This window comes from Novosphingobium barchaimii LL02, assembly GCF_001046635.1.
Lineage (GTDB): Bacteria > Pseudomonadota > Alphaproteobacteria > Sphingomonadales > Sphingomonadaceae > Novosphingobium > Novosphingobium barchaimii.
The window spans coordinates 375,037-400,779 of sequence record NZ_KQ130456.1; the positions used below are offsets into that span (position 1 = coordinate 375,037).

General features: G+C 64.9%; 24 protein-coding genes. 14 read left to right on the forward strand and 10 right to left on the reverse strand.

What is annotated here, in order from left to right; all coding sequences use genetic code 11:
* Positions 1-60: 60 nt before the first annotated feature.
* The 4 genes from V474_RS18570 to V474_RS18585 form a co-directional block, all read right to left on the reverse strand.
* Positions 61-594, reverse strand: coding sequence for a CarD family transcriptional regulator (locus tag V474_RS18570; RefSeq protein WP_043974307.1), 534 nt, complete (start codon positions 592-594; stop codon positions 61-63).
* Positions 595-943: 349 nt separating this feature from the next.
* The gene (fdxA, locus tag V474_RS18575; protein WP_059152877.1) at positions 944-1,282 is read right to left on the reverse strand and encodes a ferredoxin FdxA; all 339 of its coding nucleotides are present in this window, start codon (positions 1,280-1,282) and stop codon (positions 944-946) included.
* 18 nt (positions 1,283-1,300) lie between these two features.
* On the reverse strand, positions 1,301-1,594 hold the full coding sequence (locus V474_RS18580) for an RNA-binding S4 domain-containing protein (RefSeq protein WP_059152878.1): 294 nt from the start codon (positions 1,592-1,594) through the stop codon (positions 1,301-1,303).
* Between the two features lie 19 nt (positions 1,595-1,613).
* Positions 1,614-4,172, reverse strand: coding sequence for a helicase-related protein (locus V474_RS18585; protein WP_059152879.1), 2,559 nt, complete (start codon positions 4,170-4,172; stop codon positions 1,614-1,616).
* A gap of 173 nt (positions 4,173-4,345) precedes the next feature.
* On the opposite strand from V474_RS18585, the gene V474_RS18590 reads away from it, so the two are divergent.
* The 6 genes from V474_RS18590 (at position 4,346) to V474_RS18615 (ending at position 10,863) form a co-directional block, all read left to right on the forward strand.
* On the forward strand, positions 4,346-6,043 hold the full coding sequence (locus tag V474_RS18590) for a M23 family metallopeptidase (protein WP_236711325.1): 1,698 nt from the start codon (positions 4,346-4,348) through the stop codon (positions 6,041-6,043).
* A 60-nt stretch (positions 6,044-6,103) separates the two neighbouring features.
* On the forward strand, positions 6,104-7,099 hold the full coding sequence (gene hemB, locus V474_RS18595; protein ID WP_059152880.1) for a porphobilinogen synthase: 996 nt from the start codon (positions 6,104-6,106) through the stop codon (positions 7,097-7,099).
* A gap of 1 nt (position 7,100) precedes the next feature.
* Entirely contained in the window at positions 7,101-7,670 is a 570-nt protein-coding gene (locus V474_RS18600; protein ID WP_407938353.1) for a GNAT family N-acetyltransferase, read from the forward strand.
* An 88-nt stretch (positions 7,671-7,758) separates the two neighbouring features.
* On the forward strand, positions 7,759-10,020 hold the full coding sequence (locus V474_RS18605) for a spermidine synthase (protein WP_169795093.1): 2,262 nt from the start codon (positions 7,759-7,761) through the stop codon (positions 10,018-10,020).
* Positions 10,017-10,580, forward strand: coding sequence for a gamma carbonic anhydrase family protein (locus tag V474_RS18610; RefSeq protein WP_059152882.1), 564 nt, complete (start codon positions 10,017-10,019; stop codon positions 10,578-10,580). The genes V474_RS18605 and V474_RS18610 overlap by 4 nt, the downstream gene beginning before the upstream one ends.
* A 1-nt stretch (position 10,581) precedes the next feature.
* On the forward strand, positions 10,582-10,863 hold the full coding sequence (locus V474_RS18615; RefSeq protein WP_059152883.1) for a DUF167 domain-containing protein: 282 nt from the start codon (positions 10,582-10,584) through the stop codon (positions 10,861-10,863).
* Between the two features lie 60 nt (positions 10,864-10,923).
* Here V474_RS18615 and V474_RS18620 read toward each other — a convergent pair whose 3' ends face one another.
* The 4 genes from V474_RS18620 to V474_RS18635 form a co-directional block, all read right to left on the reverse strand.
* Entirely contained in the window at positions 10,924-12,516 is a 1,593-nt protein-coding gene (locus tag V474_RS18620) for a cisplatin damage response ATP-dependent DNA ligase (protein WP_059152884.1), read from the reverse strand.
* Between the two features lie 267 nt (positions 12,517-12,783).
* On the reverse strand, positions 12,784-13,788 hold the full coding sequence (locus tag V474_RS18625; protein WP_059152885.1) for a ligase-associated DNA damage response exonuclease: 1,005 nt from the start codon (positions 13,786-13,788) through the stop codon (positions 12,784-12,786).
* Between the two features lie 62 nt (positions 13,789-13,850).
* Entirely contained in the window at positions 13,851-16,229 is a 2,379-nt protein-coding gene (gene clpA / locus V474_RS18630; protein WP_059152886.1) for an ATP-dependent Clp protease ATP-binding subunit ClpA, read from the reverse strand.
* Positions 16,230-16,377: 148 nt separating this feature from the next.
* Complete coding sequence (locus V474_RS18635) at positions 16,378-16,596, reverse strand: DUF1192 domain-containing protein (RefSeq protein ID WP_059152887.1); 219 nt, start codon at positions 16,594-16,596, stop codon at positions 16,378-16,380.
* Positions 16,597-16,874: 278 nt separating this feature from the next.
* Here V474_RS18635 and V474_RS18640 point away from each other — a divergent pair, with 278 nt between their 5' ends.
* Positions 16,875-17,876 carry an NAD(P)H-quinone oxidoreductase gene (locus V474_RS18640; protein ID WP_059152888.1) on the forward strand — a complete coding sequence of 334 codons (1,002 nt, stop codon included), beginning with the start codon at positions 16,875-16,877 and terminating at the stop codon, positions 17,874-17,876.
* A 171-nt stretch (positions 17,877-18,047) separates the two neighbouring features.
* Positions 18,048-18,755: a DUF1013 domain-containing protein gene (locus V474_RS18645; protein WP_059152889.1), complete on the forward strand. Its 708-nt coding sequence runs from the start codon at positions 18,048-18,050 to the stop codon at positions 18,753-18,755.
* A gap of 239 nt (positions 18,756-18,994) precedes the next feature.
* Here the strand turns inward: V474_RS18645 and V474_RS18650 are convergent, their stop codons facing one another.
* Both V474_RS18650 and V474_RS18655 read right to left on the reverse strand, forming a co-directional pair.
* Positions 18,995-19,417 carry a bactofilin family protein gene (locus tag V474_RS18650; protein ID WP_059152890.1) on the reverse strand — a complete coding sequence of 141 codons (423 nt, stop codon included), beginning with the start codon at positions 19,415-19,417 and terminating at the stop codon, positions 18,995-18,997.
* A 1-nt stretch (position 19,418) separates the two neighbouring features.
* Positions 19,419-20,510 (reverse strand): M23 family metallopeptidase, encoded by a 1,092-nt coding sequence (locus V474_RS18655; protein WP_082699862.1) that lies wholly within the window; start codon positions 20,508-20,510, stop codon positions 19,419-19,421.
* Between the two features lie 425 nt (positions 20,511-20,935).
* Between V474_RS18655 and V474_RS18660 the strand changes: the two genes are divergently transcribed.
* The 6 genes from V474_RS18660 to V474_RS18685 all read left to right on the forward strand — a co-directional run bounded on the left by V474_RS18660 (position 20,936) and on the right by V474_RS18685 (position 25,723).
* Positions 20,936-22,225 carry a glutamate-5-semialdehyde dehydrogenase gene (locus V474_RS18660; RefSeq protein WP_059152892.1) on the forward strand — a complete coding sequence of 430 codons (1,290 nt, stop codon included), beginning with the start codon at positions 20,936-20,938 and terminating at the stop codon, positions 22,223-22,225.
* 23 nt (positions 22,226-22,248) lie between these two features.
* Positions 22,249-22,923: a nicotinate-nucleotide adenylyltransferase gene (locus V474_RS18665; protein WP_059152972.1), complete on the forward strand. Its 675-nt coding sequence runs from the start codon at positions 22,249-22,251 to the stop codon at positions 22,921-22,923.
* A 114-nt stretch (positions 22,924-23,037) separates the two neighbouring features.
* The gene (rsfS, locus tag V474_RS18670; RefSeq protein ID WP_082699864.1) at positions 23,038-23,442 is read left to right on the forward strand and encodes a ribosome silencing factor; all 405 of its coding nucleotides are present in this window, start codon (positions 23,038-23,040) and stop codon (positions 23,440-23,442) included.
* A gap of 141 nt (positions 23,443-23,583) precedes the next feature.
* Complete coding sequence (locus V474_RS18675) at positions 23,584-24,009, forward strand: 23S rRNA (pseudouridine(1915)-N(3))-methyltransferase RlmH (RefSeq protein WP_043974597.1); 426 nt, start codon at positions 23,584-23,586, stop codon at positions 24,007-24,009.
* A gap of 122 nt (positions 24,010-24,131) precedes the next feature.
* The gene (locus V474_RS18680) at positions 24,132-24,416 is read left to right on the forward strand and encodes a hypothetical protein (protein WP_148649456.1); all 285 of its coding nucleotides are present in this window, start codon (positions 24,132-24,134) and stop codon (positions 24,414-24,416) included.
* 77 nt (positions 24,417-24,493) lie between these two features.
* Positions 24,494-25,723, forward strand: coding sequence for a murein hydrolase activator EnvC family protein (locus V474_RS18685; RefSeq protein ID WP_059152894.1), 1,230 nt, complete (start codon positions 24,494-24,496; stop codon positions 25,721-25,723).
* Positions 25,724-25,743 lie beyond the last annotated feature (20 nt).

Sequence of the window (25,743 nt, forward strand, 5' to 3'; positions counted from 1 at the left end):
AAACGTGAAAGGCCGCCTCCTTGCGGAAGCGGCCTCAAATTGTTTCACGTGAAACGCCGATCAGGCGGTTTCAGGCGTGTCGTAATACTTCGGTGCGTGCTCGTTGAGGATCGAGAGGATCTTCTTGAGTGCAGCCGGCTCGTCCGTCTTTTCCATCGCCGCGAGTTCGCGGGCGAGGCGCGATGAAGCAGCCTCGAAAATCTGGCGCTCTGAATAGCTTTGCTCGGGTTGATCGTCGGCGCGGAACAGGTCGCGCGTCACCTCGGCGATAGACACGAGGTCGCCGGAGTTGATCTTGGCTTCGTATTCCTGGGCGCGGCGCGACCACATGGTGCGCTTTACCTTGGGCTTACCCGTAAGCGTAGCGAGTGCTTCGCGCAGGGTCTTATCCGACGACAGCTTGCGCATGCCGATGGATTCGACTTTGTTGACAGGAACACGGAGCGTCATACGCTCTTTTTCGAACCTCAAAACGTAAAGCTCGAGTTGCATCCCGGCAATTTCCTGCTTCTGCAGCTCGATGACACGACCCACGCCGTGCTTAGGGTAAACGACGTAATCTCCAACATCGAAGGCATCGGCCCTGGTTGCCATGTATCGTCCTTTCACCTGCAGGGTTCCCGATTGTTCTGAATTGGGAGAAAAACCGGAAGGATGCGACTCCGGAGGCGCGTCAACGCCTCTACCGCCCGGTCAGATTACTCTCCCAACCGTCTGCTTTCGAACCCTGCCTCGCAATAAAGAATGCCTGCCGAACGAGCAGAGGGCCCGGGCAGTTGAACGATTATATAGCACCGATTTGGTAAAATTGCCAGAGGCGCGAAAACGATTTCGTTTTCCGCCTCCGCACTTGGCCGCTCACGGCCGGAATGGCGCATTTCCGCGTGAAAATCGCGCTATTTCAACGCAGCCGGGTAGGTGCCCGGCTGCGGTATCACAAAAATCAGTCGCCTTCGCCCGGTTCGGGCGAGAAGAACTTTTCGAACTTTCCTTCGACGTCCTTCATCTCGTCCGCGTCGTCGGGCGCGTCCTTTTTCGTGGTGATATTAGGCCATTCCGCCGAATACTTGGCGTTCAGTTCCATCCATTGCTCAAGGCCGCTGTCTGTGTCTGGCAGGATTGCTTCTGCCGGGCACTCAGGCTCGCACACGCCGCAGTCGATGCACTCGCTGGGATTGATGACGAGCATGTTCTCGCCCTCGTAGAAGCAATCCACGGGGCAGACTTCCACGCAGTCCATGTACTTGCACCTGATGCAGGCGTCGGTGACGACATACGTCATGAGTGCGCAATCCTTCCTTCAGGCGTCATTCGATTGCCGCGCTGCTATGAGATCAGCGGGCCTCCCGTCAAGCACTCTATAGCAGGCCAGCGCTTCGCTTGAAGGCCCGCGGCGGACTGGCAGGGAAAGGACTTCTATCACAAGGACACCTGTAGCTATCGGCAGTGTCAATATGTCGCCCGTGCCGATCTTCTGGTGAGCGCGGTCAATTCGGCGGCCGTTGAGGCGGATGTGGCCTTCTTCCGCCATCGCCAAGGCCAGCGGACGGCTCTTCACGAGCCGCAGGAACCAAAGTAGCTTGTCCACTCTCATGGGGCCGCTCTTGCAGGCATCATCGCACCATTTCCGCCAAAGCGGCGAAGGCGCCGTCGCGGCGCGGCGGTGCAGGGCGTTCCGGTTCGATCTGACGGCGCGGTGGGCGCCAGCGCCAGCGGACCGGGGCGGGGGCACCGTGCGCTTCTGCCGCGAGGGAACGGGGCATGAGGGGCTGAAAGCCGGCAAGGCGCAGCAGCCGGGCATAGCTGGCAGTGGTCAGCCCCATGGACACCGCGCGCGCCGGATCAAGCCGGAAACCGGCTGCGGCGCGGTCTGTCCTAGCGCGCAGGTCATGGGCCTCGCGCAGCAGCTTTTCGGCTATGTCGAGGCGCACAAGCTGGTTGCCGAGGCTGCGGTAGCCCGGTGCAGCGCGGTGGTTTTCGGCCGGAAGGGTGGGCGCCATATGCGGCTCGGGCAATGGACCGGCGGGCTTTCCGGCGATCCGCGCCATTTGTCGCCAAAGCGCGATAGCCTGAGGGCGCAGCATGGCAGGTACGAAAAGGTCTAGCGCGCCGACCTTCACACCGAGACGTGCCAGCATCGTGCGGCGCCCCTTGTCGAGCCGGTCGACCCCGGTGTCATCGCGCGGGGCCATGCCGCCGCGTTCCACCAGCGTGATGAGCAGGGCGCGAAGATCCGGCCCGGCATCTGCCGCCCGGCTGGCCTCATCCAGCTTGATGAGCGGGGCGAGCGGGCTGAACGCGGTATCCAGCCAGCCTTCCAAGGCGGCGATGAGGGCTTTGCGCGAAGGCGCGGGCACAGCATCGAGCGTGCGGTCGGGTACGACCAGCGGGGTCAGGAGCGAGCGGCCCGGCGCCAGGCTGGCCAGCTTCTGGCTATCCCAGACAAGCGCGCCATCCTCCAGCGTGATTGCAGCGGCTCCGTCCTTGCCCGCAATCGTCTCCACCAGCGCATCGGCGCGTTTCTGGAGCAGGCGTGAGAGGTGCTTTTCCGCCGCCGCGAGCAGCAGCTTGCGGTCGGACAGGCGCGCGCCCGGATCGACCTGGAAGGCGAAGCCGCGCAGGGAGCCGATGTGCTCACCCTCGACCAGCACTTCCTCGTCTTCGAGGCGTACCGAGAGCAGGCCGGCGTCCGGGCCCAGCTTTTTCATGAGCACGGCGGTACGGCGGTTGATGAAACGTTCGGTCAGCTTGCCGTGCAGGGCGTCGGACAGGCGGGCCTCCACCGCGCGGGCGCGGGCGGCCATTTCATCGCGGGCCAGGACCCAGTCGGGGCGCTGGGCGATATAGGCCCAGGAGCGGATCGCGGCGATGCGGCCCTGCAGGGTATCGATATCGCCTCCGGTGCGGTCCAGTTGGGCGATCTGCCCAGCGACGAAATCGGCCCCGAGTTCACCGCTGCGCAGGTCCTGCCAAAGCCGGGCGACGAAGCGCGAATGAGTCTCGATGCCCTGCTGGCGAAAGTCCGGCAGGCGGCACACTTCCCAGAAACGGCGTACCTGGCCAAAGCCGCGCACTGTGTCCGCCACGTCCCCCTCGTCGGCCAGGCGTTTTAGCACCGCAAGGTCGATCGCCTCGGGCGCGGGGGCGAGTTCGGGACGGTCGGGCCGGACTTCGAGATCGGCGATGAGCGTGCCCAGGCTGTCGAAACGCGGTTCCGGTTCGCGCCAGAACAGCTTGGTCAGGGGCGTGAAGCGGTGCTCCTCGATGGCGTAGACTTCGTCCGGCTCGAATTCGGAATCGTGGCCGCCCGATCCGGTCAGGGTGCCGAAAGTGCCGTCCTTCTGGTGGCGACCGGCGCGTCCGGCGATCTGGGCCATCTCGGCGGTGGTGAGGCGGCGGTGGCGCCGCCCGTCGTATTTGGAGAGTCCGGCGAAAGCGACATGCTCGACATCCAGGTTGAGGCCCATGCCGATGGCATCCGTGGCGACAAGGTAGTCGACCTCGCCCGACTGGTAGAGCGCGACCTGCGCATTGCGGGTCTGGGGCGAGAGCGCGCCCATCACCACCGCAGCGCCGCCCCGGAAGCGGCGCAGCATCTCGGCAATGGCGTAGACCTGCTCGGACGAGAAGGCGACGATGGCGCTGCGCGGCGGCACCCGGCTCAGCTTCTTTGCGCCGGCATGAGTAAGCGTGGAAAAGCGCGGACGGGTGACGATCTCGACCCCCGGCACCAGTGCACGCACCAGCGGCTCGATGGTGGAGGAGCCAAGGATCATCGTCTCCTCGCGGCCGCGCGCGTGGAGCAGGCGATCGGTGAAGACGTGGCCGCGTTCCCGGTCGGCGGCGAGCTGGGCCTCGTCGATGGCGACGAAGGCCATCGAGCGTTCCATGACCGGCATCGCCTCGGCCGTGCAGATCAGATAGCGCGCGCTTTTCGGCTCGATCCGCTCTTCGCCGGTGATCAGCGCGACGCTGTTTTCGCCCTTGATCTTGACTACGCGGTCGTAGACCTCGCGCGCCAGCAGGCGCAATGGAAAGCCAATCATGCCGCTGGAATGGGCACACATGCGTTCGATGGCGAGGTGGGTCTTGCCGGTGTTCGTCGGCCCGAGCACCGCCTTTACCCCGGTGGGGGTATCGTTTCGGGCAGAGGCATTCCGATCGTTAGCCATTGGAGCGAATGTGGCACTGCGGCCCGCCGCTCGCAAGAGTCACCTCGCCGAAACCATCCCTACAAATCCACAATCTTAGGCGGGTCTTAACCTTGTAAGCGCAAGGGATTTACCAAGAGACCCGCAGTTGGGTTGCCGGGGCTCTCCCCGTGATGGCATAGGGACCGGGCATTTTGTTCAGGCCGCTTAAGCACGAGCGCAAGCATGAGAGCAGCGATCGGGCCGAAATCCAGTATGGTGACGAGGGCGCGCAGGTCGCCCCGGTCATTCACGCCCATGCGTGCGCCGCAAAGGTGCGCGAGGCTTCAGTCGTGCTTGCATTCCCCGCGCCGTTCGCCCGCGCGCAGCCTGCCAAGGCAGAACAGGTGCAGCAGCCGGCGATGTCGCTCGGGCGGTTTACGCAGTACCGCGAGGCGGTGGAAACATGGTGCGCGGACACGGACCTCGCCCCCGACCTGGCTAACGATATAGGCAGCCGAACATGGCTGCGCGGCCTTGCCACGATGCTGGGCCTCAGCGCCGCCGCGATTGTCCTGAGCCCTGACTTTTCGGCGCTGGAGGCAGCCACCGCGATGCCGCTCCAAACCCGGGAGCGCGATGAGTTCCGCAGCCAGTCGATCGCGCCGCTGGCGCTGGGCGCCGACAGCGGCCGCCACATGGGGGCAACGCCGCTGGTGCGCCCGCTTGCCAGCGTTCCTGAGCGTCCGGCAATCCAACTCGTCTCCACACTGGGGCAGGGCGACAGTCTTGGGCGGATGCTGGAACGTGCGGGACTGGGTGCCGGCGACATTGCACGGGTCTCTCAGCTCGTCGGGCAGGCGGTGCCGGTGGATGACATCACTGCAGGCACGCAGTTCGACATAACTCTGGGCAAGCGTCCGGCGGCCGGGGTGCCGCGCGTCCTGGATTCCCTCGATTTCCGCGCCCGTTTCGATCTCGACCTGTCGATAGAGCGCAGTGGAGGCGGGCTAGCGTTGGCGCGGCGCCCTATCCACGTGGATGAGACCCCGCTGCGGATTCGCGGAACGGTAGGCTCCAGCCTCTATCGCTCGGCGCGTAACGCCGGCGCTCCGGTCACGGCAATCCAGTCGTATCTGCGTGCAGTGGACAAGTATCTCAGCCTCGAAAGCGACCTGAACGCGAAAGACCAGTTCGATTTCGTCGTCGCCTACAAACGCTCTGCGAAGGGTGAACGGCAGGCGGGCGACCTCCTCTACGCCGGGGTCGAACGCGCCGGAAAGCCCCGCCTGCAACTGCTGCGCTGGGGCAAGGATGGCGAGATGTTCTCTGCCGGCGCGGTTGGCCAGGCGCGCAGCGTTCAAATCGGCCAGCCGGTGGCGGGCGGGCGGATCACATCGCCCTATGGAGCGCGCAGGCACCCGATCCTGGGCTATGTGCGGATGCACGCCGGTATCGACTTCGGCGCGCCCTATGGCTCGCCGATCTATGCGGTGGCCGATGGCACGGTGACCTTCGCGGGGCGACACGGCGGCCACGGCAACTACGTCCGCCTTCAGCACGGCGGCGGGCTGGACACCGGGTACGGGCACATGAGCCGCATCGCGGTGGCCAATGGCAGCCGCGTGCGGGCAGGGCAGGTGATCGGCTATGTCGGCTCGACCGGGCTTTCCACCGGACCGCACCTCCATTTCGAGGCTTATCGCGGCGGGCGCACCATCAATCCATCCGGCATCGCCATCGTCTCGCGCCCGCAGATCGACGGCAAGGAGCGCGACGCTTTCATGGCGAGGCTGCGCGCCGTGCTGGATGTTGCGCCCGGCGCCGCGCTTGGTTCGGTGGCCACTGTGCATAGCGAGGTGGCGCAAGACCAGCGCGAGATCGACAAGCTTGCGCCAGGCGGCGGTGCCTAGTCGACCTTCGCAACCCTGGCACAATTGAACGCGAGGGTTTTTTGCGGCAAGCAGCCGTCTATGACCGGTACATATCCCCATACCCGCCTGCGCCGCGTGCGCGCCACGGCCTGGAGCCGCGCTCTCCACCGCGAGACGCTGCTGACACCCGCTGACCTGATCTGGCCCCTGTTCGTCACCGAGGGCGAGGGCGTGGAAGATCCGATCGCCTCGCTGGCCGGCGTTTCGCGCTGGTCGGTCGACGGCATCGTCGCGCGGGCGAAAGAAGCGGTCGAGCTTGGCATCCCGTGCCTCGCACTGTTCCCCCACACTCAGCCCGGTCGCCGCAGCGAGGACGGCGCCGAGGCGCTCAATCCCGACAACCTGATGTGCCGGGCGATACGCGGCGTACGCGATGCGCTGGGGGACAAGATCGGCCTGCTTACCGACGTCGCGCTCGATCCCTATACCAGTCACGGGCAGGACGGGTTGATCGACGATGCTGGCTATGTCCTGAACGACGAGACGGTGGAAGCGCTTGTGGGTCAGTCGCTCAACCAGGCGAACGCGGGCGCGGACATCATCGCCCCGTCCGACATGATGGACGGCCGCATCGGCGCGATCCGCGATGCGTTGGAAGACGCCGGCCACATCAATGTGCAGATCATGAGCTACGCGGCCAAATATGCCTCGGCCTTCTACGGCCCGTTCCGCGATGCGGTCGGCTCGCGCGGGCTGCTCAAGGGCGACAAGAAAAGCTACCAAATGGACCCCGGCAACACCGAGGAAGCCCTGCGCGAGGTGGCGATGGACCTTGCCGAGGGCGCGGACACAGTCATGGTCAAGCCAGGTTTGCCTTACCTCGACATCGTGCGCCGCGTGAAGGAACGCTTCGAGGTTCCGGTCTTCGCCTATCAGGTCTCGGGCGAGTACGCGATGATCGAGCATGCCGTCGCCGCCGGCGCGGCCGATCGTGACACGATGGTCCTGGAAACGCTGCTCGCCTTCAAGCGCGCGGGCTGCTCCGGTGTGCTAACCTATCACGCTGCCCATGCCGCGCGCCTGCTGAATGGCTGAGATGTTTCACGTGGAAACATCGCGGCTGGTTCTGCGTGACTGGAGAGCGGGCGATATCGACCGCTTTGCGCAGGTCACCAATACCCCGTCCGTCATGCGCTGGCTGGGCGGGGTAATGGATGCGGACAAGGTCGCGCTTTTCGAGGAACGCGTCATCGGCTTTCAGGAGCGGCTTGGTCATACCTTCTGGATTATGGAGCGCAAGGCAGACGGCGGCGATCTTTCTGGCGAGATGCTCGGCTTCTGCGGTCTCAAGGTAATCGACGCTCCTGGGGCCGCCTTCGCCGGTGAGATGGAAATCGGCTGGCGTATGCGTGATGACGCCTGGGGGCAGGGCTATGCGAAGGAAGCGGCCGCCGCATCGCTGGATGCCGGTTTCGACCGCTTCGGCGCAGCGGAAATCTTCGCCATCACCAATATCGAGAACACGGCGAGCTGGGGCCTGATGACCCGCCTCGGCATGGTCCGCCGCGAGGATCTCGATTTCGTCGACACCCGGTTTGCCCCACCCACGGGCAAAACAATCGTTCATTCGATCTCTGCGGGAGAATGGCGCAAACAGCCGATATAATCTGCGTTCCGCGTGCGGGTTAGGCTGTTCTTGGGCATGTTCGGCAAGTAGCCACCCTGCAAATCGGCATCAGGGGCTGAATTCGAAAATGACTGAGACCGTTTCAGAATCCGCCGGCCCGGCGCCGATCGGCAAAACCGGCGGTGGACAGCGCGGGCTGTTCGTAGCCACGATTCTGGTCGGCAGCTTCCTGCTGTTCCTTGTACAGCCGATGGTCGCGCGCATGGCGCTGCCTCGTCTGGGCGGGGCGCCTAACGTATGGAACAGCGCAATGCTGGTCTATCAGGCGCTGCTGCTGGCCGGTTACGCCTATGCGCACCTGCTGGGCCGCTTGCCGCTGCACAAGCAGGTGATGATCCACGTCGCACTATTGGTCCTTGCCGGGCTAACCTTGCCGGTAGGGCTGGTCTCTCTGGCGCCGATCGCCGGCCTTTCCGAAGCGCTTTGGGTCCCGCTGCTGTTGGGGCTTAGCATAGGGCCGGTCTTCTTCGTGGTTTCCGCTCAGGCCCCGCTAATGCAGCGCTGGTTCGCCGCCGATCCGCAGTCAGGCGCGCCTTGGGCGCTTTATGCGGCATCGAACCTCGGCAGTTTCACGGGGCTGCTCGCCTATCCGCTCCTTGCCGAACCGCTGCTGACCCTGCGCCAGCAAAGCCTGGCGTGGACCGCCGGTTTCGGCGTGTTGATCGCGCTCGTCGTGGCCGCTGCGCTGGCCCGGCGGCGCCTTCCCGAAGCAGCTGCCACCGCCGCTGCCGACACAGGCGCAGAGGCGCCGATCGGTTGGCGCACCGTCACGCTCTGGCTGCTGCTGTCCGCGGTTCCGTCCGGCCTCATGCTGTCGACGACAACTCATCTTACCACCGACATTTTCGCGATGCCGCTGCTCTGGGTGATTCCGCTCGGCCTCTATCTTCTCAGCTTCGTTGTCGCCTTCTCGGACCGGCGCGGCGCGGTGACGTCCATCAGCTGCGTGACACCAGTAGTCGTGCTTTTTGCCGGCGGCTACGCGATGATGTCGAACAGCTCGGGCACGCTGTGGATGGTGGGAGGCACCTGCCTGCTTCTGTTCTGCGTGGCTGCAGCGCTGCACGGCCGCTTGTACGACCTGCGGCCAGGCACTGGCCATCTCACCCGTTTCTACTTGACGATGTCGGCGGGCGGCGCCCTTGGCGGGCTGTTCACCGCATTGCTGGCGCCTCTGGTATTCGACTGGGCCTGGGAGCATCCTCTGCTCGTCCTAGCTGCTGCCGCTCTCATTCCGCTACGGCCGCTGCTGGGCTGGCGTGAACGGGATGGCATCGAGCCGGGCGTGGCCCGCGCCGTGCTCATCGTGCTGCTCACCCTGGCGCTGCTCCTTGCGTGGTGGATCGGCAGCAACCTCCTCGAGCCGGGCGGCGCGCTTGCTGCGATGCTGCTTTCCGTTTTCCTGATGGGCATCGGGATCATGGTCATGGCGTGGCGCGGAGCCTTCGTGGCTATCGTGCTGATGGCGATGCTGGGGCAAGGCGGCATCTGGACGATCCGCGCGACCGTCGACGGTGAACGTACCCGCAGTTATTTCGGTATCTATACCGTCCGCGATCACGCCGAGGACAAGATGCGGACATTGGCTCACGGCACGACCCTGCACGGCGAACAGTCGCTGGATCCTGCCCGCTCGCACGAGGCTTTGACCTATTACGGACCGACATCGGGAGTGGGGCTGGCGCTCAGTGCAGTGCCGGCCATCGAAGGTCCGCATGCGCGGGTGGGCGTTGTGGGACTGGGCACCGGCTCTCTCGCCTGCCGCGCCCGCCCGGGGCAGACCTGGACGTTTTTCGAGATCGACCCGGTAATGCTGCAATTCTCCACCAGCGGCCGTTTCACCTTCCTGCACGATTGTACGCCGGACGCACGGGTGATTATCGGAGATGCGCGGCTCGAACTGGGAGAGCTTTCGCCGGGCGCATTCGACGTTCTGGTGATCGACGCGTTTTCCTCTGATGCGATCCCGATGCACCTGCTCACGCGGGAAGCGATGCAGGTCTACCTGCGGTCGCTGGCCCCGCGCGGACTTTTGCTGCTGCACATCTCCAACCGCTATATCGATCTGGCGCCTGTGATCGGCACCACGGCGCAGGACAGCGGACTTTCCGCGCTGTCCCGGCTGGATATCCCCAAGGATGGTATGGGCTATACCCCATCGCGCTGGATCGCCCTGTCGCGTGATGCGGGCCCGCTCAATGCCCTTGCGCGGGCGCACCCCGATACTCCATGGAAGAGGCTCGAAGAACGGGCGGCGGAGCCTTGGACGGACGACCATGCGTCCATCCTCTCGCATGTCCGCTGGGAAAATCTGACGGGAACCCCATGAGCCTGAACCGCACCGACATCACCCTGGCCGCGATCAACGGCAAGGCGCCAAGGATCCACTCCAGCGCCTTCATCGCGCCGGGCTGCCGGATTATCGGCAATGTCGAGATCGGGCCGGACGCCAGCATCTGGTATAACTGCGTGATCCGCGCCGACGTTCACCGCGTGGTGATCGGAGCGCGCACCAACATCCAGGACGGCACCGTGGTCCACTGCGACAGTCCAAAACCGTCGAACCCGGACGGTTTCCCTACCATTATCGGTGACGACGTACTGATCGGTCATCTGGCGATGATCCATGGCTGCACGCTGGAGGACCGGGCCTTCGTTGGTCTCGGGGCGATCGTGATGGACGGCAGTTACATCGAATCGGACGGCATGCTTGCCGCCGGGGCGCAGCTTACCGGCAAGCGCATAGGCGCGCGGCAGCTTTGGATGGGCCGCCCTGCCAAGCACCTGCGTGACCTTGACGATGCGGCGGTCGCCTCGAACCAGGCCGGTGTAAAGGGCTATGTCATCAACGGCCGGCTGCATGCCGAGGCGCTTGGGCTGAAAGGCTGATATGGCGCGGCCGAAAGGCGAACTGCCGTCGGCCGACGCCTTGCGCGTTCTCATCGATCAGGAAGGGCGCCTCGCTCTGCGCGTGACGCCCGGCGCGAAAGTCGAAGCGCTGGAAATTGTGGAGGATCGCCTGCTGGTGAAAGTCCGGGCCAAGCCGGAGGATGGCAAGGCGAATGATGCCGTGCGCGATTTGCTGGCCCGTGCGCTGGGATTGGCACCGTCGCGCCTGGAACTGCTGCGGGGGGCTACGTCGCGCGAGAAGCAGTTCAGGATTTCGGCTTAAAAGCGCGGCTCCTTCCGCGTCCGTCCTATCCCAAAAGTTTCACGTGGAACGTGATCGCGGTCAATCGCGGATCAGGGCGCGAAGGGCTTCAATCCGGTCTGCCTCATGAGCGGGCTTGTCGGCGCGGATGCGGCTGATGCGGGGAAAGCGCATGGCGACGCCCGACTTGTGGCGCTTGCTCGAATGGACCGAGTCGAACGCCACCTCGAACACCAATGACTTATCGGTCTCGCGCACTGGCCCGAAGCGATTCAAAGTGTGATTACGCACGTAGCGGTCCAGCCATTTCAGCTCCTCGTCGGTAAAGCCGAAATAGGCTTTGCCCACCGGCAGCAGTTCCGCCCCCGCATCGGGATCGCCGTCCCAGCAGCCGAAGGTATAGTCCGAATAAAATGAACTGCGCTTTCCCGATCCGCGCTGCGCATACATCAGCACGCAGTCGATCAGCAGCGGATCGCGCTTCCATTTGTACCACAGCCCGGTCTTGCGCCCCGCCACATAAGGGCTGTCGCGCCGTTTGAGCATGACCCCTTCGATGGCATCGTCCCGGGCACGCTCGCGGATGGCGGCAAGCTGCGTAAAGTCGTCTGCCGGGATCACGCCGCTGATGTCGAAGCGCAGCGGGTCGAGCCGGGGCACCAACTCCTCCAGCGCGGCGCGGCGCGTTGTCCAGGGCTGCGGCCGCAGGTCTTCTCCCTCGACGATCAGGGCATCATAAAGTCTTACGAAGGCGGGATATTCCTTGCGCATTTTCTTGCTGACAGTCTTGCGGCCAAGGCGTTGCTGCAAGGCGTTGAAACTTGCCGCGCCGCCCGTTTCTCCGCCTTGATGTGCGCCGCGCACCAGCAGTTCGCCGTCCAGCACCGCGTCGATCGCCAATGCCTCGGCGATCTCGGGGAAAGTGGCGGATATGTCGTCGCCCGACCGGGAATAAACGCGCGTTTCGCCGCCCGCATGGACCACCTGCACCCGAATGCCGTCCCACTTCCATTCCGCCGCATAGTCCGCCAGATCGACCTCGCTGTCCTCCAGCCCATGCGCCAGCATGAAGGGCCGAAACAGCGGCAGGTTTTCCGAACTGGGCGGCTCCGCCCCGTGCGCGGCCCAATCGAACAGCGCGGCATAGGGCGGGGCCTGTCCGTGCCAATGCTCCTCCACATCCTCCACCGCGACATCGAAAGCCTGCGCGAAGGCCGTCTTGGCAAGTCGTGCTGAAATGCCGATCCGCATTGCCCCGGTCGCCAGTTTCAGCAGCGCATAGCGCCCGTTGGCATCGAGCCGATCCAGCATCCGGGGCAGCTGCGTCATGACGTTGGCGCGCGTCATGTGCGATAAGGCGTCCACTGCCTCGGACACCGTGGGCGGAGACGGTGACTCGGCAGGCTCGGGCCAGAGCAGGCTTGCGGTCTCCGCCGAATCGCCGACATATTCGCGGCTGAGGGTCCACAGGATGGGGTCGATGCGCTCGGTCAGCAGGTTGCGGATCGTGGCGCTTTTTACCGCCGGGAAGTCCAGCCCGTCAGTCAGCGCGGCGAGGGCCCAGCCTCGGTCCGGGTCGGGCGTTTCGCGCAGGTAATCGGCCAGAAGCTTGAGCTTGGCGTTGCGGCTGCGGGTGTAGACCAGAGCGTCCAGAAGGGCGGCGAAAGCTTTCATTAGATGGGGAGAGAGGACCGGGGGCCATCGCCCCAGACCCCTTTACCGGCAGCGAAGTGCGCGGTTCTTCGGTCTTGTGCGCATGGTGGGAGTGACGGGACGCGGCGGCGTGGAGACGCGGAGTTTATGTCGCTGGGCACCGCAGGCTTTTTGCGTGCGGCAAACGATGCGGTAGGCGCGATGCCGAGATTGGCAGGAGGCTTTAACTCAGCGCTGCTGCACGCTCGAGGACAACGGTAAAGGGATCTGGGGCAATGGCCCCAGGTCTCAATCATCTTCATCCTCATACCCCAAAAGCGCCAAAGCCCGAGCCTTCCGCTGGTTCAGCTCACACCATCGCAGCATCGCTTCTTCGCGCCCGTGCGTTATCCACGTTTCCGCCGGGTTCACGTCCACCACCGTCTGCGTCAGCTCATCCCAATCCGCGTGATCGGAAATGATGAGCGGCAGTTCGACCATCCGTTGCCGTGCCCGCTGGCGAACCTGCATCCAGCCAGAGGCCATTGCAGTGATCGGGTCCGGCAGGCGGCGGCTCCAGCGGTCGTTCAGGGCAGAGGGCGGGGCAAGGACCACGCTTCCGGTCAGTTCCTCCTTGCTCGCGTCCGACATTAACCGCAGGTCGCCCAGATCGATGCCCCATTCTTCGTAGAGGCGGCACATGCGTTCCATTGCGCCGTGGAGCCAGATTGTATCGCGGTGCCCGGCGCGGCGCAGTTCGGCGATCAGGCGCTGCGCCTTGCCCAGGGCGTAGGCGCCGACCAGTACGCAGCGCTGGGGATTGGCGACAAGGGCGGTGAGCAGCTTGCCGATTTCCTGCTCGACCGGCGGATGGCGGAATACGGGGAGGCCGAAGGTCGCCTCGGTGACGAGGATGTCGCAGGGGGTGACCTCGAAGGGCGGGCAGGTCGGGTCGGGGCGGCGCTTGAAATCACCGGTGACGACGATCCGCTCGCCCGCATGTTCAAGGAGGATCTGCGCGGATCCGAGGACGTGGCCGGCGGGAATCCAGGTGGCGTGGACGCCGCCGGGCAGGGCGATCCGCTCCCCGTAAGGCACCGGGACTGCGCCTTCCTCGGTGGCGTAGCGCAGCTTCATGATGGCAAGGGTGGCGGGGGTGGCGAAAGTCTGACCATGGCCGCCGCGAGCATGGTCAGCGTGGCCGTGGGTTACCAGCGCGCGGTCGACGGGCCGCGCCGGATCGATCCAGCAGTCGGCAGGGACGACGTGGATCCCCCAAGGTTCGGGTCTGATCCAGGAAAATTCGCGGGCCATGAAAAAGAAATGGGGCGGAAACCCTGCGGTTCCCACCCCATCTTTATTGCTTGTTACAACGATCAGTCGTCGGAGCTGGTTTCCGGCTGGATACCGGGCTTTTTCGCTGTCCGTTTTACCGGCGCCTTCTTCTTGGCTTTGGTCACCTTGGGCGGGGACGGCGTCAGCTCGAAGTTGAGCGCGTCTTCCTTGACCGAGACATGGACCTCGCCGCCGTGAGCCAGCTTGCCGAACAGCAGTTCCTCGGCGAGCGGCTGCTTGACCTTCTCCTGGATGACGCGGGCCATCGGGCGAGCGCCGTAGAGTTTGTCGTAACCGCGATCGCCCAGCCATTCGCGGGCGGTCGAATCGAACTGGATGTGGACGTTCTGGTCGGCCAGCTGGAGTTCCAGCTGGAGGATGAACTTGTCCACGACCCGGCTGATCGTGTCCTTTGCGAGATAGGCGAAGGGAATGATCGCATCGAGGCGGTTGCGGAATTCCGGCGTGAAGAGCTGCTTCACCGCTTCCTCGCCGGCATCCTGCTTGGATACGTCACCAAAGCCGATGCCGACCTTCGCCATGTCCGAAGCGCCCGCATTGGTGGTCATGATGAGCACCACGTTGCGGAAATCGACGGTCTTGCCGTGGTGGTCGGTCAGGCGGCCGTTATCCATCACCTGCAACAGGATGTTGAACAGGTCGGCGTGGGCCTTCTCGATTTCGTCGAGCAGCAGAACGCAGTGCGGCTGCTGGTCGATCGCATCGGTGAGGAGGCCGCCCTGGTCGAACCCGACATAGCCCGGAGGCGCGCCGATCAGACGGCTGACCGAATGGCGCTCCATATATTCGGACATGTCGAAGCGCTGCATCGGGATGCCCATGACCTGGGCCAGCTGTTTGGCGACTTCGGTCTTGCCGACGCCGGTGGGACCGGAGAACAGGAACGAGCCGATTGGCTTTTCGGGATCGCGCAGGCCTGCGCGGCTGAGCTTCATAGCGGTCGAAACCAGCTCGATCGCCTTATCCTGACCGAAGACGACGCGCTTGAGATCACGCTCAAGCGTGCCGAGCGCCTTCTTGTCATCCGAACTGACCGACTTGGGCGGGATGCGTGCCATCGTCGCGATGACCTGCTCGATCTCGCGCGCGGTGATGGTCTTCTTGCGGCGGCTAGGCGGCACAAGCATCTGCATGGCGCCCACTTCGTCGATCACGTCGATCGCCTTGTCGGGCAGCTTACGGTCGTTGATGTAGCGGGCCGACAGCTCAACTGCCGTCTTGATGGCGTCGGGGGTGTACTTGACCTTATGGTGTTCCTCGAACGCGGTACGCAGGCCCTTCAGGATCTTGATGGTGTCCTCGATCGTCGGCTCGTTCACGTCGATCTTCTGGAACCGGCGCAGCAGGGCGCGGTCCTTTTCGAAGTGGTTGCGAAATTCCTTGTAAGTGGTCGATCCGATGCAACGGATCGTGCCGCCCGACAGAGCCGGCTTGAGCAGGTTCGAGGCGTCCATCGCACCGCCGCTGGTCGCGCCGGCGCCGATTACAGTGTGGATTTCGTCGATGAACAGAACCGCGTGTGGCATCTTTTCAAGTTCCGAGACGACCTGCTTGAGGCGTTCCTCGAAATCGCCGCGATAGCGGGTTCCGGCCAGCAGACTGCCCATGTCGAGCGAGTAGATCACCGCTTCGGTCAGCACTTCGGGCACTTCGCCCTCGACGATCTTGCGCGCCAGGCCTTCCGCTATCGCGGTCTTGCCCACGCCAGGATCGCCTACGTAAAGCGGGTTATTCTTGGATCGGCGGCACAGTATCTGGATCGTGCGGTCCACTTCGGGGCCGCGGCCGATAAGCGGATCGACCTTGCCGTTCAGAGCCTTTTCATTGAGGTTGACGGTGAACTGGTCGAGCGCGGAATCCTTCTTGTTGCCGGCGGCCGGCTTGGATTCGTTCTTGTCCTCGGGCGTGGGGGTGTTGTCGTCGGCCGCGCCCTTGGGGCTGCGGTCTTCGATCCGCTTGCCGCCCTTGCCGATGCCGTGGCTGATGAAGCTGACGGCGTCGAGGCGGCTCATGTCCTGCTGTTGCAGAAAATAGACGGCATAGCTGTCGCGCTCGGAGAACAGGGCGACCAGCACGTTGGCGCCGGTCACGGTGTCTTTGCCGGACGACTGGACGTGCAGGATGGCGCGCTGGATAACCCGCTGGAAGCCGGCGGTGGGGGCAGGATCGCCCTTTTCCTCGGTCTTAAGCGATTGGTATTCCTGGTCGAGGTACTGGCGTACCACGTCGCCCAAATCGCCAAGGTCCACGCCGCAAGCCTGCATGACCTGGGCCGCGTCCGTATCGTCGATCAGCGCGAGCAGCAGGTGCTCGAGCGTCGCGTACTCGTGGCTCCGCTCAGACGCGTGAGACAGAGCCGAGTGCAGGGTCTTTTCAAGGCTTTGCGCGAAACTTGGCATTTATGCGACCTTCATTGTGAGGGACGACTCTCCGTATAAGGGAGTTTGGCGGTGAGAGGTTTCAGGATCGATATAGGAACGATCGGGAGGGTTGCGAGGTTGTCCGTGCGGCACCTGAGCACGGGGCGTAAAAGGAAGGCTGCGCCGATCAAGATGATCGCGGCCTGAACAGGGCATCGGCCGCAAGCCGGTGCGCGGAGGATGCCGTTCGGTGCGCGCGGATGCGTTCGATTTCGGTTTCCAGCAGGACGATACGTGCGTCAAGTTCGTCCAGCGAATAGCGCTCCAGGCTTTCGCTGGCGAGGAGGCTGGCGGCGCCGAAGTCACCTTCGGACGACCGCCGCCGCGGTCGATCATTATCGTCCATTGCAATGCAGCATCGGACTGGAACGGTGTGCTGTCAATGGGTCGCTGGTTTGGCTGTGGATGTTGGAGTCGCAAGGCCCGAGCCATGGCCAATACCTGGCCTTTATCCTGGCGAAGGCGGAACCGCTATGGTCCTATCGCGCCGGTGCTCACTCCCTGAAAATTTTCGATATTCAGCATGGCGGCCAGCGGTCCCGGCATTGACCGGAAGAATATCCTCTTTCGGCCTAGTTGTTTTCCTGTTCCCCATTCCCTGCATCCTGTGGCACAGGGAAGTTCATGTTAGCTGACCTTCCTGTCGTCATGACCGCCGTTGGCTACGATTCGCCTGGCGGCCCCGAAGTTCTCCGTCCCGAAATCGTTTCGGTGCCAAAGCCCGGGCCCGGCGAAGTGCTGGTGCGGGTGGCGTTTGCCGGGGTCAATCGGCCTGACGTCGTACAGCGCACTGGTAATTATCCGCCGCCGCCGGGTGCTTCGCCGATTCCGGGGCTGGAGATCTCCGGCACGATTGCGGCTCTGGGTGAAGGGGTGACTGAGTTCATTCCCGGCCAGCAGGTCTGTGCGCTCGTGTCGGGCGGGGGGTATGCGCAATATTGCCTGGCCAAGGCTGGACACTGCCTGGCGGTGCCGGAAGGCCTTGATATGGCTGAAGCGGCGGCACTGCCCGAAACTTTGTTCACCGTCTGGCACAATGTATTCGAGCGCGGCCATGCGCGTGAGGGCGAGACGCTGCTGGTCCACGGCGGCACCAGTGGCATCGGCACGATGGCGGCGATGCTCGGGCGCCATTTCGGGCTGACGGTAATCGTCACTTGCGGTTCGGCCGAAAAGTGCGAGGCCGCGCTGAAGATCGGCGCCACCCACGCGATCGACTACAAGACGAGCGATTTCGTCGAAGAAGTGGCGCGTATCACCGGCGGCAAGGGGGTCGATCTCGTGCTCGACATGGTCGCGGGCAGTTATGTTCCGCGCAATCTCAAGTGCCTGGCGCCGGACGGGCGCCACGTCACCATCGCGGTACAGGGCGGGGCGAAGGCAGAGATCAACATGGCTGTCGTCATGAGCCGCCGCTACACGCTTACCGGATCGACGCTGCGGCCGCGCTCGGATGATTTCAAGACGCTGCTCGCACAGGAAATCGTCGAATGTGCGTGGCCCCTGGTGGAGGAAGGCCTGCTGCGCCCGGTAATGGACACGCGCTTTCCGTTGGCGGAGGCCGCAGCAGCCCATACACGGATGGAAGCGGGCGACCATATCGGCAAAATCGTTCTGGAGGTTTGAACTGCGGCAGGCCGGGCCGGAAGTCCGCTGGGCGGTCCCACCTGGAACCTCCGGCGCTATCCTGCAAAAAACCTAGGCTTTCGCTTGCCCATTGCGCAAAATTTCCCTAAATCGGCATGGTACGGCCACTCCGCAGGGGTGGCCCTTATTGTTTCCGCCGGGGATAGAGACATGAGCCAGCCCACTCCGCTGATGCCGCACGCAACCGCCTCGTGGTTGGTCGACATCACTTCTTTGACTTTTGAGCAGATTGCAGAGTTCTGCGGTCTCCACATGCTTGAAGTTCAGGCCATGGCCGACGATCTGGCCTCCAGCAAGTACACCGGACGCGACCCTGTTCGCTCTGGGGAGCTGACGATGGAAGAGATCGAAAAGGGGCAGGCCAACCCCGAATACAAGTTGCGCATGCACAAGGTGCCGGTCAACGCGAGCCGTACCAAGGGTCCGCGCTACACGCCGGTATCCAAGCGCCAGGACAAGCCGGACGGTATCGCCTGGATCCTGCGTAACCACGCCGAGGTTTCGGACGCTCAGATCGGCAAGCTGATCGGCACCACGCGCAACACGATCGCGGCGATTCGCGACCGTTCGCACTGGAACATTAACAACATCACGCCAAAGGACCCGGTAACGCTGGGTCTGTGCTCGCAGCGCGAACTGGACGCCCTGGTTGCCAAGGCAGCCAAGAAGGCCGGCATTCAGGAAGACGAGAACGCGACCAACGAGCGTCTGACCGACGACCGCGACGCCCTGATCGAGGAACTGCGCGCAGAGCGTCAGGCCCAGGTACAAGCCGCCAGCGCGGCCGCGCAGGAAGCCGAAGTCGCTGCCTGGCTTGAAGCCAAGCGCGCCGCCGAGGCTGAAGAGCGCAACCAGTAAATATGTATAGCCGGCAGATGCTTCATGCATCTGCCGGCTAAGTTTGCGTATGCATACAAAGCCCAGCTTCCGCCGTTCCGGCAGGGGCTGGGCTTTTTTTTTCGAACCATGATCGGGCTGCCGGATAGTTATCTGGCGAAGGGCTGGGCGCGGTTCGCAGAGCCCAATCCCCGCGTCGGCGAGCGGAACGCAAGGCGCTGCAGTTCGAAGTGGCGGGCGGCTGAACCGCCCGCCGGGTATCATTCCGCTGCGGCGGGCAGCACCAGTTCCACTTCGGCGGCCGGCAGGCGCGCCATGGCGGGGGGAATCTGGCCGCCGCTGGGGCTGAGGCGCCCTTCGAGGCGGGCTCCCTGTTCGATGGTCAGCGCGTCATAGGCGACGTCGCCTTCGATCCGGGCGGTCTTGAGGATCACCACTTCGCGGGCGGCGACGGAGCCGCGCACGAGTCCGGCGATTCGCACCGATTCGGCACGCACGGCGCCGGTGATCTCGCTGCCTTCACCCTGGACGAGCGAATTGCAGGTGATGTCGCCCTCGACGCTGCCGTCGACGTGCAGGTCGGCGCTGGCCTGGATATTGCCGGTGATGGTGGTGTCCGAGCCCAGCATCGAGAAACTCGTGCTGGTGCCGGTTACGCGGGAGCTAATGAAGGCCTTTGCCATGTCAGCGTCTCTCCTTCTGTGGCTGATTGTTGTTCTGGAGGTTGCTCTGTGCGGTTCGGGCCGCTTCGAGGAAGGGGCGCGGATTGACCGGGCGGTCGTTGACCCGCACTTCGAAGTGGAGGTGCGAGCCGGTAGAGCGGCCGGTGCTGCCCATCGCGGCGATCAGCGCACCGGCATCGACTTCCTGGCCAACGTGGGCGCGGAAGCCCGAAAGGTGGCCGTAGCGGGTCATCAGGCCGTTGCCGTGAGTCACTTCCACGCAATTGCCGTAGCCGGACTTCTGGCCGACGAAGGTGACGCGGCCCTTGGCGGCGGCGTAGATCGGCGAACCCATGGGCCCAGGAAAATCGAGCCCGGCATGGAACGCGGCGCCGCCGGTGAACGGGTCGGACCGGTAACCGTAGCTGGACGAGACATAGGCGACATGGGCCGGGCTGACCTGCGGGATCGAGGCAAGGCCGCTTTCCAGTGCGTCCATGCGGGCCAGGCTCTGGCCCATGCGGCGGAAGCGGGGGTCGATGCTGCCGTTGCTGGCGGTGGCCAGCTTCAACAGCGGACCGCCCTCTGCGGTGCGGCCCGATGCGATCATCGCACGCGGGTTGAGGCCGAGCTTGCGGATGGCGTCGGTGGCCGTCCGGGAGCGGTCGTTGGCATAGCGGGTCAGGCGCTCGACCAGAGCAAGCTGCCTGGCTTCGATGCCGGCGAGGGTGCCCGCTTGGGGCAACGCCGCGCTGATCTTCTTCGCTTCGAGGCCGGTTTCGTCGGTGCTTTGCGGCTGGGCGGCCTCGTCACCTTCGGGCAGTTCGCTGATGTGGGCATCGACCATCTGCTCGATGAACTTCTGGCGGCGAGCGAGGTTGGAGGCGACCGTGTCGATATTCTCGCGGTACTGCTCGACGCTGTGTTCGGCCCGGGCGACCTTGGCCTCGCGCCCGGCGAGCGCGGCCTGCGCGGTCCCGGCGGAGACCTGCGACAAAGCCAGTGCGCCTACCGAGACGCACCACGCGCCAAGGACGCCTGTCGCAACGCCCGCGGCGATCTTCTGACTCCGCGAAGAAATGCGGATGAAACGGACCTGTCCCTGCGATCGCATGATGAACTCACGATCGGGAAACGCAGTCCTGAGGCGCTGTAAAAACGCCCCGGCTGAAGTGGATAGCAAAACGACCCCGCTGGAAATCTAGTGTCTCAGTCCCGGCGGGCCAACTAGCAGCGGGTTATTACCAAGGCGAATCGACTGGTCCCGGCACTTTGTCGAATCGAGCCGAGGCGGACGAGTCCTGCGGCGAGTTGAGGGATACAATGTCCATCGTCATTTCCTGGTGGGGGAAATGGGGCGGGTTAGTTGATAAAGTGCACGCTTGAAACGCCTGTACCAGGGCGGTTTAGGGGCGGCGGCGACAACGATGTGAAAGACCCTGCGCGAATGTAGCAGCGCTCGGCGATGTAGGAAAATGCGCGCGTTTCGCCCTTTCTCGGTCGGTGACAGGGGGACCGCGCGGTGCTAGCGATCCGGTCATGAACCTTCAGACTTCCCTGTCCGCCGACCCTGCCGCAGTTTCTCCCGAAGCGCTGGTCGAACAGCTGGCCCGCGATGGCCGCGCAGCGCAGCGCGTGCTGGCGCGGATCAGCGATGCGGACAAGGCAGGCGCCCTGCGCGCCGCCGCGAAGGCCCTGCGCGCGGCGGAATCCGAGATTCTCGCCGCCAATGCGCAGGATATCGCAGCGGGCGAGGCGAAGGGCCTGTCCGCCGCGCTCCTCGACCGTCTGCGGCTGGATGCCGGACGGCTGGCGGGCATTGCCGACGCTGTGGAACAGGTTGCCGCGCTGCCCGATCCGGTGGGCGAGGTGATTTCCGCCGATGAACGTCCCAACGGCCTGAAACTGTCGCGCGTGCGGGTGCCGATCGGCCTGATCGGGATCATCTACGAAAGCCGCCCCAACGTGACCGCCGATGCCGCCGCGCTATGCCTGCGTTCGGGCAATGCGGTGATGCTGCGCGGGGGCACCGAGGCGCTCCATTCCAACCGCGCGATCCGCGCCGCGCTGGCTGCGGGCCTCGAAAGCGTCGGCATTCCCGCCGCCGCGATCCAGCTGGTGCCGACGCAGGACCGCGCCGTCGTGGGCGCGATGCTGACCGCCGCCGGGCTGATCGACATGATCGTGCCGCGCGGGGGCAAAAGCCTTGTCGCGCGGGTTCAGGCCGATGCGCGGGTGCCCGTGCTGGCCCACCTCGATGGCATCTGCCACACGTATGTTCACGCCGCAGCCGATGCGGACATGGCGCGAAAGCTGACCGTCAACGCCAAGCTGCGCCGCACCGGCATCTGCGGCGCGATGGAGACGCTGCTGCTCGACACCCAGTTTCCCGAGAGCGCTTCGGTGGTGGGCGGGTTGATCGAGGCGGGCTGCGAAGTGCGCGGCGATGCGCGCGCGCAGGCGCTCGATTCCCGCGTGCTGCCCGCGAGCGGTGAGGACTGGGACACCGAATATCTCGACGCCGTGCTTTCGGTCGCCGTGGTCGACGGGCTGGACTGCGCCATCGAGCATATCGCCGCCCATTCCTCGCACCACACCGATGCGATCGTCACCGATGACGCCGAAGCGGCCGAGCGATTCCTCGACGAGGTCGACAGCGCCATCGTCATGGTCAACGCCTCCAGCCAGTTCGCCGATGGCGGCGAATTCGGCCTTGGCGCCGAGATCGGCATCGCCACCGGGCGGCTCCACGCACGCGGCCCGGTCGCGCTGGAAGGGCTGACGACCTACAAGTGGCAGGTGCGCGGCTCCGGGCAGGCCCGGCCCTGATTCAAGCGGCCCTGATTCGAGCGGTGCAGAAGACCCGCTGCGGCCCGCTCACCGGCCTGCTGGGCGGCAGTTTCAACCCGGCGCACGGCGGGCACCGGCGGATCACCTTGTTCTGCATCGACGCGCTGGGGCTGGATGAGGCATGGTGGCTGGTGTCGCCGGGCAATCCGCTCAAACCGGCCGCCGGCATGGCGCCGCTGCCCGCGCGAGTCGAATCGGCCCGCAAACAGGCCCGCCGCGCGCGGATTCGCCCCACCGCGATAGAGCGTGAACTGGGCACCCGGTACACGGTCGATACGCTGAAAGCGCTGCTGCGGCGTTACCCGAAACGGCGCTTCGTTTGGCTGATGGGGGCGGACAATCTCGCCCAGTTGCACCGCTGGAAAGACTGGCGAACGATCGCCCGACTCATGCCGATTGCGGTAATCGCCCGTCCGGGGTATGATGGCGCTGCCCTCGCGAGCCCCGCGATGGCCTGGCTGCGGCGTTACCGGACGTCCATGACCAGTCTTCGCGGCCCGGAAAGGTGGAGCGCACCTGCGCTAGTGACGTTGCGATTCGACCCCGATACGCGGTCGGCCACGGCTATACGCCAGGCGGATCCGGAGTGGGCACGGAAGTCCTCAGGTGGATTTTCGCGAGATGCGGTCACGCACAGGCCCCTATGTGGAACGCCCATCAACGGATCGGCAGCGTGAGAGGCTTTTCGGCCCTTCTCCTGCACAACCGGCACATCAAGAAAACGATCGCTCGCGCCGCGGTGGCTTCCACCGCGTACGGTCGATCCCTGAAAGGAGCAGACCTACACTAAGATGCCACAGGCACAGATACAGCCGGCCGCAACCGGCGCAACGCCCCCGCTGAGCCCCACGGTTCAGCATGAAGATCCGCTGCTGAACCTGATCCTCCAGTCGCTGGATGACGATCAGGTGCAGGATCTCGTGACCATCGACCTCGATGGCAAGTCCAGCATCGCGGACTTCATGGTGATCGGTTCCGGTCGTTCCACCCGTCAGGTCGCGGCCATGGCGCAGAAACTTGGCGAACGCCTCAAGCAGGGCGGCTTCGGCGGCCCGCGCATCGAAGGCCTGCCCGCAGCCGACTGGGTTCTGGTCGATGCCGGCGGCGTGGTGGTTCACCTGTTCCGCCCCGAAGTGCGCACGTTCTACAACCTGGAACGCATGTGGGGCTTCGACGGACCGACCGGCGCAGCCTGACCGCTGCGCTGCAAGGCTCCCTTTCAGGGGAGCCTGCTGGAGGATGAGCCCCGGTCGTCGCAAGTGACGACCTGAACGACCGGGCACCCTTTCGAAAGGACTCTGCGCGCAGGGCCACGCTGTCCTGTGCGTACATGGATCATGCTGCTTCACATCATCGCCCGCGGCAAGATCGCCCGCTCGCCCGAGGCCGACCTGCTCGACCGCTATGCGAAGCGCATTGCCTGGCCGTTCCGCCACAGCGAACTGCCCGATGTCGGCGGCAGGATTCCTCCTCCCACCCAGACTCCCAGCCGCGATGTGCTGCTGGACGAACGCGGCAAGACGATGAGTTCGGAGGAATTCGCCGCGCTGCTCGGCCGCTGGCGCGATGAAGGCGTGCGCGAATGCCGCTTTCTGATCGGCGCCGCCGATGGCCACGGCGACGAAGCGCGGGGGCGGGCCGATCACCTGCTTTGCTTCGGACGGATGACCTGGCCGCACATGATGGCCCGGGCGATGCTGGCCGAACAGTTGTGGCGGGCCACGGCAATTCTGGCCGGGCATCCCTATCACCGTTCGGGCTGACGCGGATTCGTGGCTGAATCTGCGATGAACCGGGAAACCTATTTGTCGTCAGTGCGTTAAGCAGGAAGAACGAATTCGGCCGTGCCTTTTGGAGAGCGCCGCCTGCTCCGGGAGCCTGTTAAGTGCAAACCGAAATGACCAATCGCCGCCTCGCAGGCGTCACCTCCATTTCGCGCGCGGAAGCAGAGCGTGCGCCGATCCGCCGACAAGTGAGCGACGATGCCGTTCCGCCGCACCTCCTGCGTGATACGGCGCGTACCGCCGGTATGTTCCAGCGCTCCGTGCTTGGCCATATGGACCACAAGGAATGGCTTGGCCGCGTGCGTGCGGATGGCCAGCGGCTGATGGATCTTCTGTCGGAAATGGGTTTCAACCCCAGCGAAGCGCGCGGCGACACCGGGTCGTAGGCACGGCGGGGAGGTAATGGCCTGCGCCATGTTCTTCCCTCTTCCCGGCTGACTCGCGGTGCCCTAGTTAAGCCTGCGTGAAGCCTGTCGCTCGTTACCTCCTGATCGTTTCCGCCGTTGGTGTTGCGGTATTCGCCACGCAGGCGATGACGCAGCAGCTTTCGGTGCTCGACCCTGCGGTGGATGCCCGGCGCGCGCAGGCGGACATGCTGGCCGCCCGCCGGGACGGTGCGGCGGCGCGGGGCCGGGCCGAAAAGCTGGAGGCGCGCGCTCGCCAGGTCACCCAGCAAGCCGACCGTACCGCGCGCGAAGCCGCCGCGATCGCCGCGCGCATTCAGGAAACGGAAGCGGCCATTGCCGGGCAGCGCGCGCATATGCGCCTGATCGCCTCGCAGCGGGCGGATCTTCGCGCGCAGTTGGCCCAGCGTCAGGGCCCGCTCGCCCGGCTAACCGGTTCGCTCCAGCGGCTTTCGCGTCGACCGCTGCTGTTGGCGCTGCTGCGCCCCGGTTCGGTGCGCGATGCCGTCTACATGCGCGCCATGCTCGACACCATGCTGCCCGAGGTGGAGCGGCGCACGGCCTCTCTGCGCGGTGCGATAGAGCGAGGCCGCGCACTGGAAGGGCAGGCCCGCGCCGCCGCCGCCGGTCTTGCCCAGGCGCAGGGGCAGATGCGCGAACGCCGGCGCAGGCTCGCCGTGATCGAATCGCGGCAGCGCCTCGCCGGGCGGGAGGCCAGCGGCATCGCCGCGCGTGAGGGCGACCGTGCCGTGGCGCTCGCCGAGAAGGCCCGCGATCTGGGCGATCTGGTCAAGGAAGTGGATCGTCAGGGTACTTTGCGCGAACAGCTCGCAGCGCTGCCGGGGCCGATCGTACGCCCGCCGCGACCGGAGGACTCGCGCGTTGCCGAAGCCTCGCAGTTCGTGCCGCCGCCCGCCGGGCTGTCCAGCTACATGCTGCCCGTCATCGGGCGGCTGGTCACGGGGTTCGGCGAGGAGGCTCCTGGTCAGGCGCGCTCGGGCGGGCTGTTGCTGGCGCCGCGCGAACAGGCACAGGCGGTTGCCCCGGCGCCGGGCCGGGTGGCCTTTGCGGGACCTTATCGCGGCTACGACCGGATCGTCATCATCGAACATGCCAGCGGCTGGACGTCGCTCGTCACGGGTCTTGCGCGGCTGAACGTGGCGGTGGGCGACACGGTGGTGGCAGGCTCTCCCATAGGGATGTCCGGCCCGCGCAATCCGCGCATCATGGTCGAACTGCGGCAACACGGGGTTCCTGTTAATCCCCTGCAATATATCCGCTCACTATGACGGCCCGGCGCGGCGTTTTT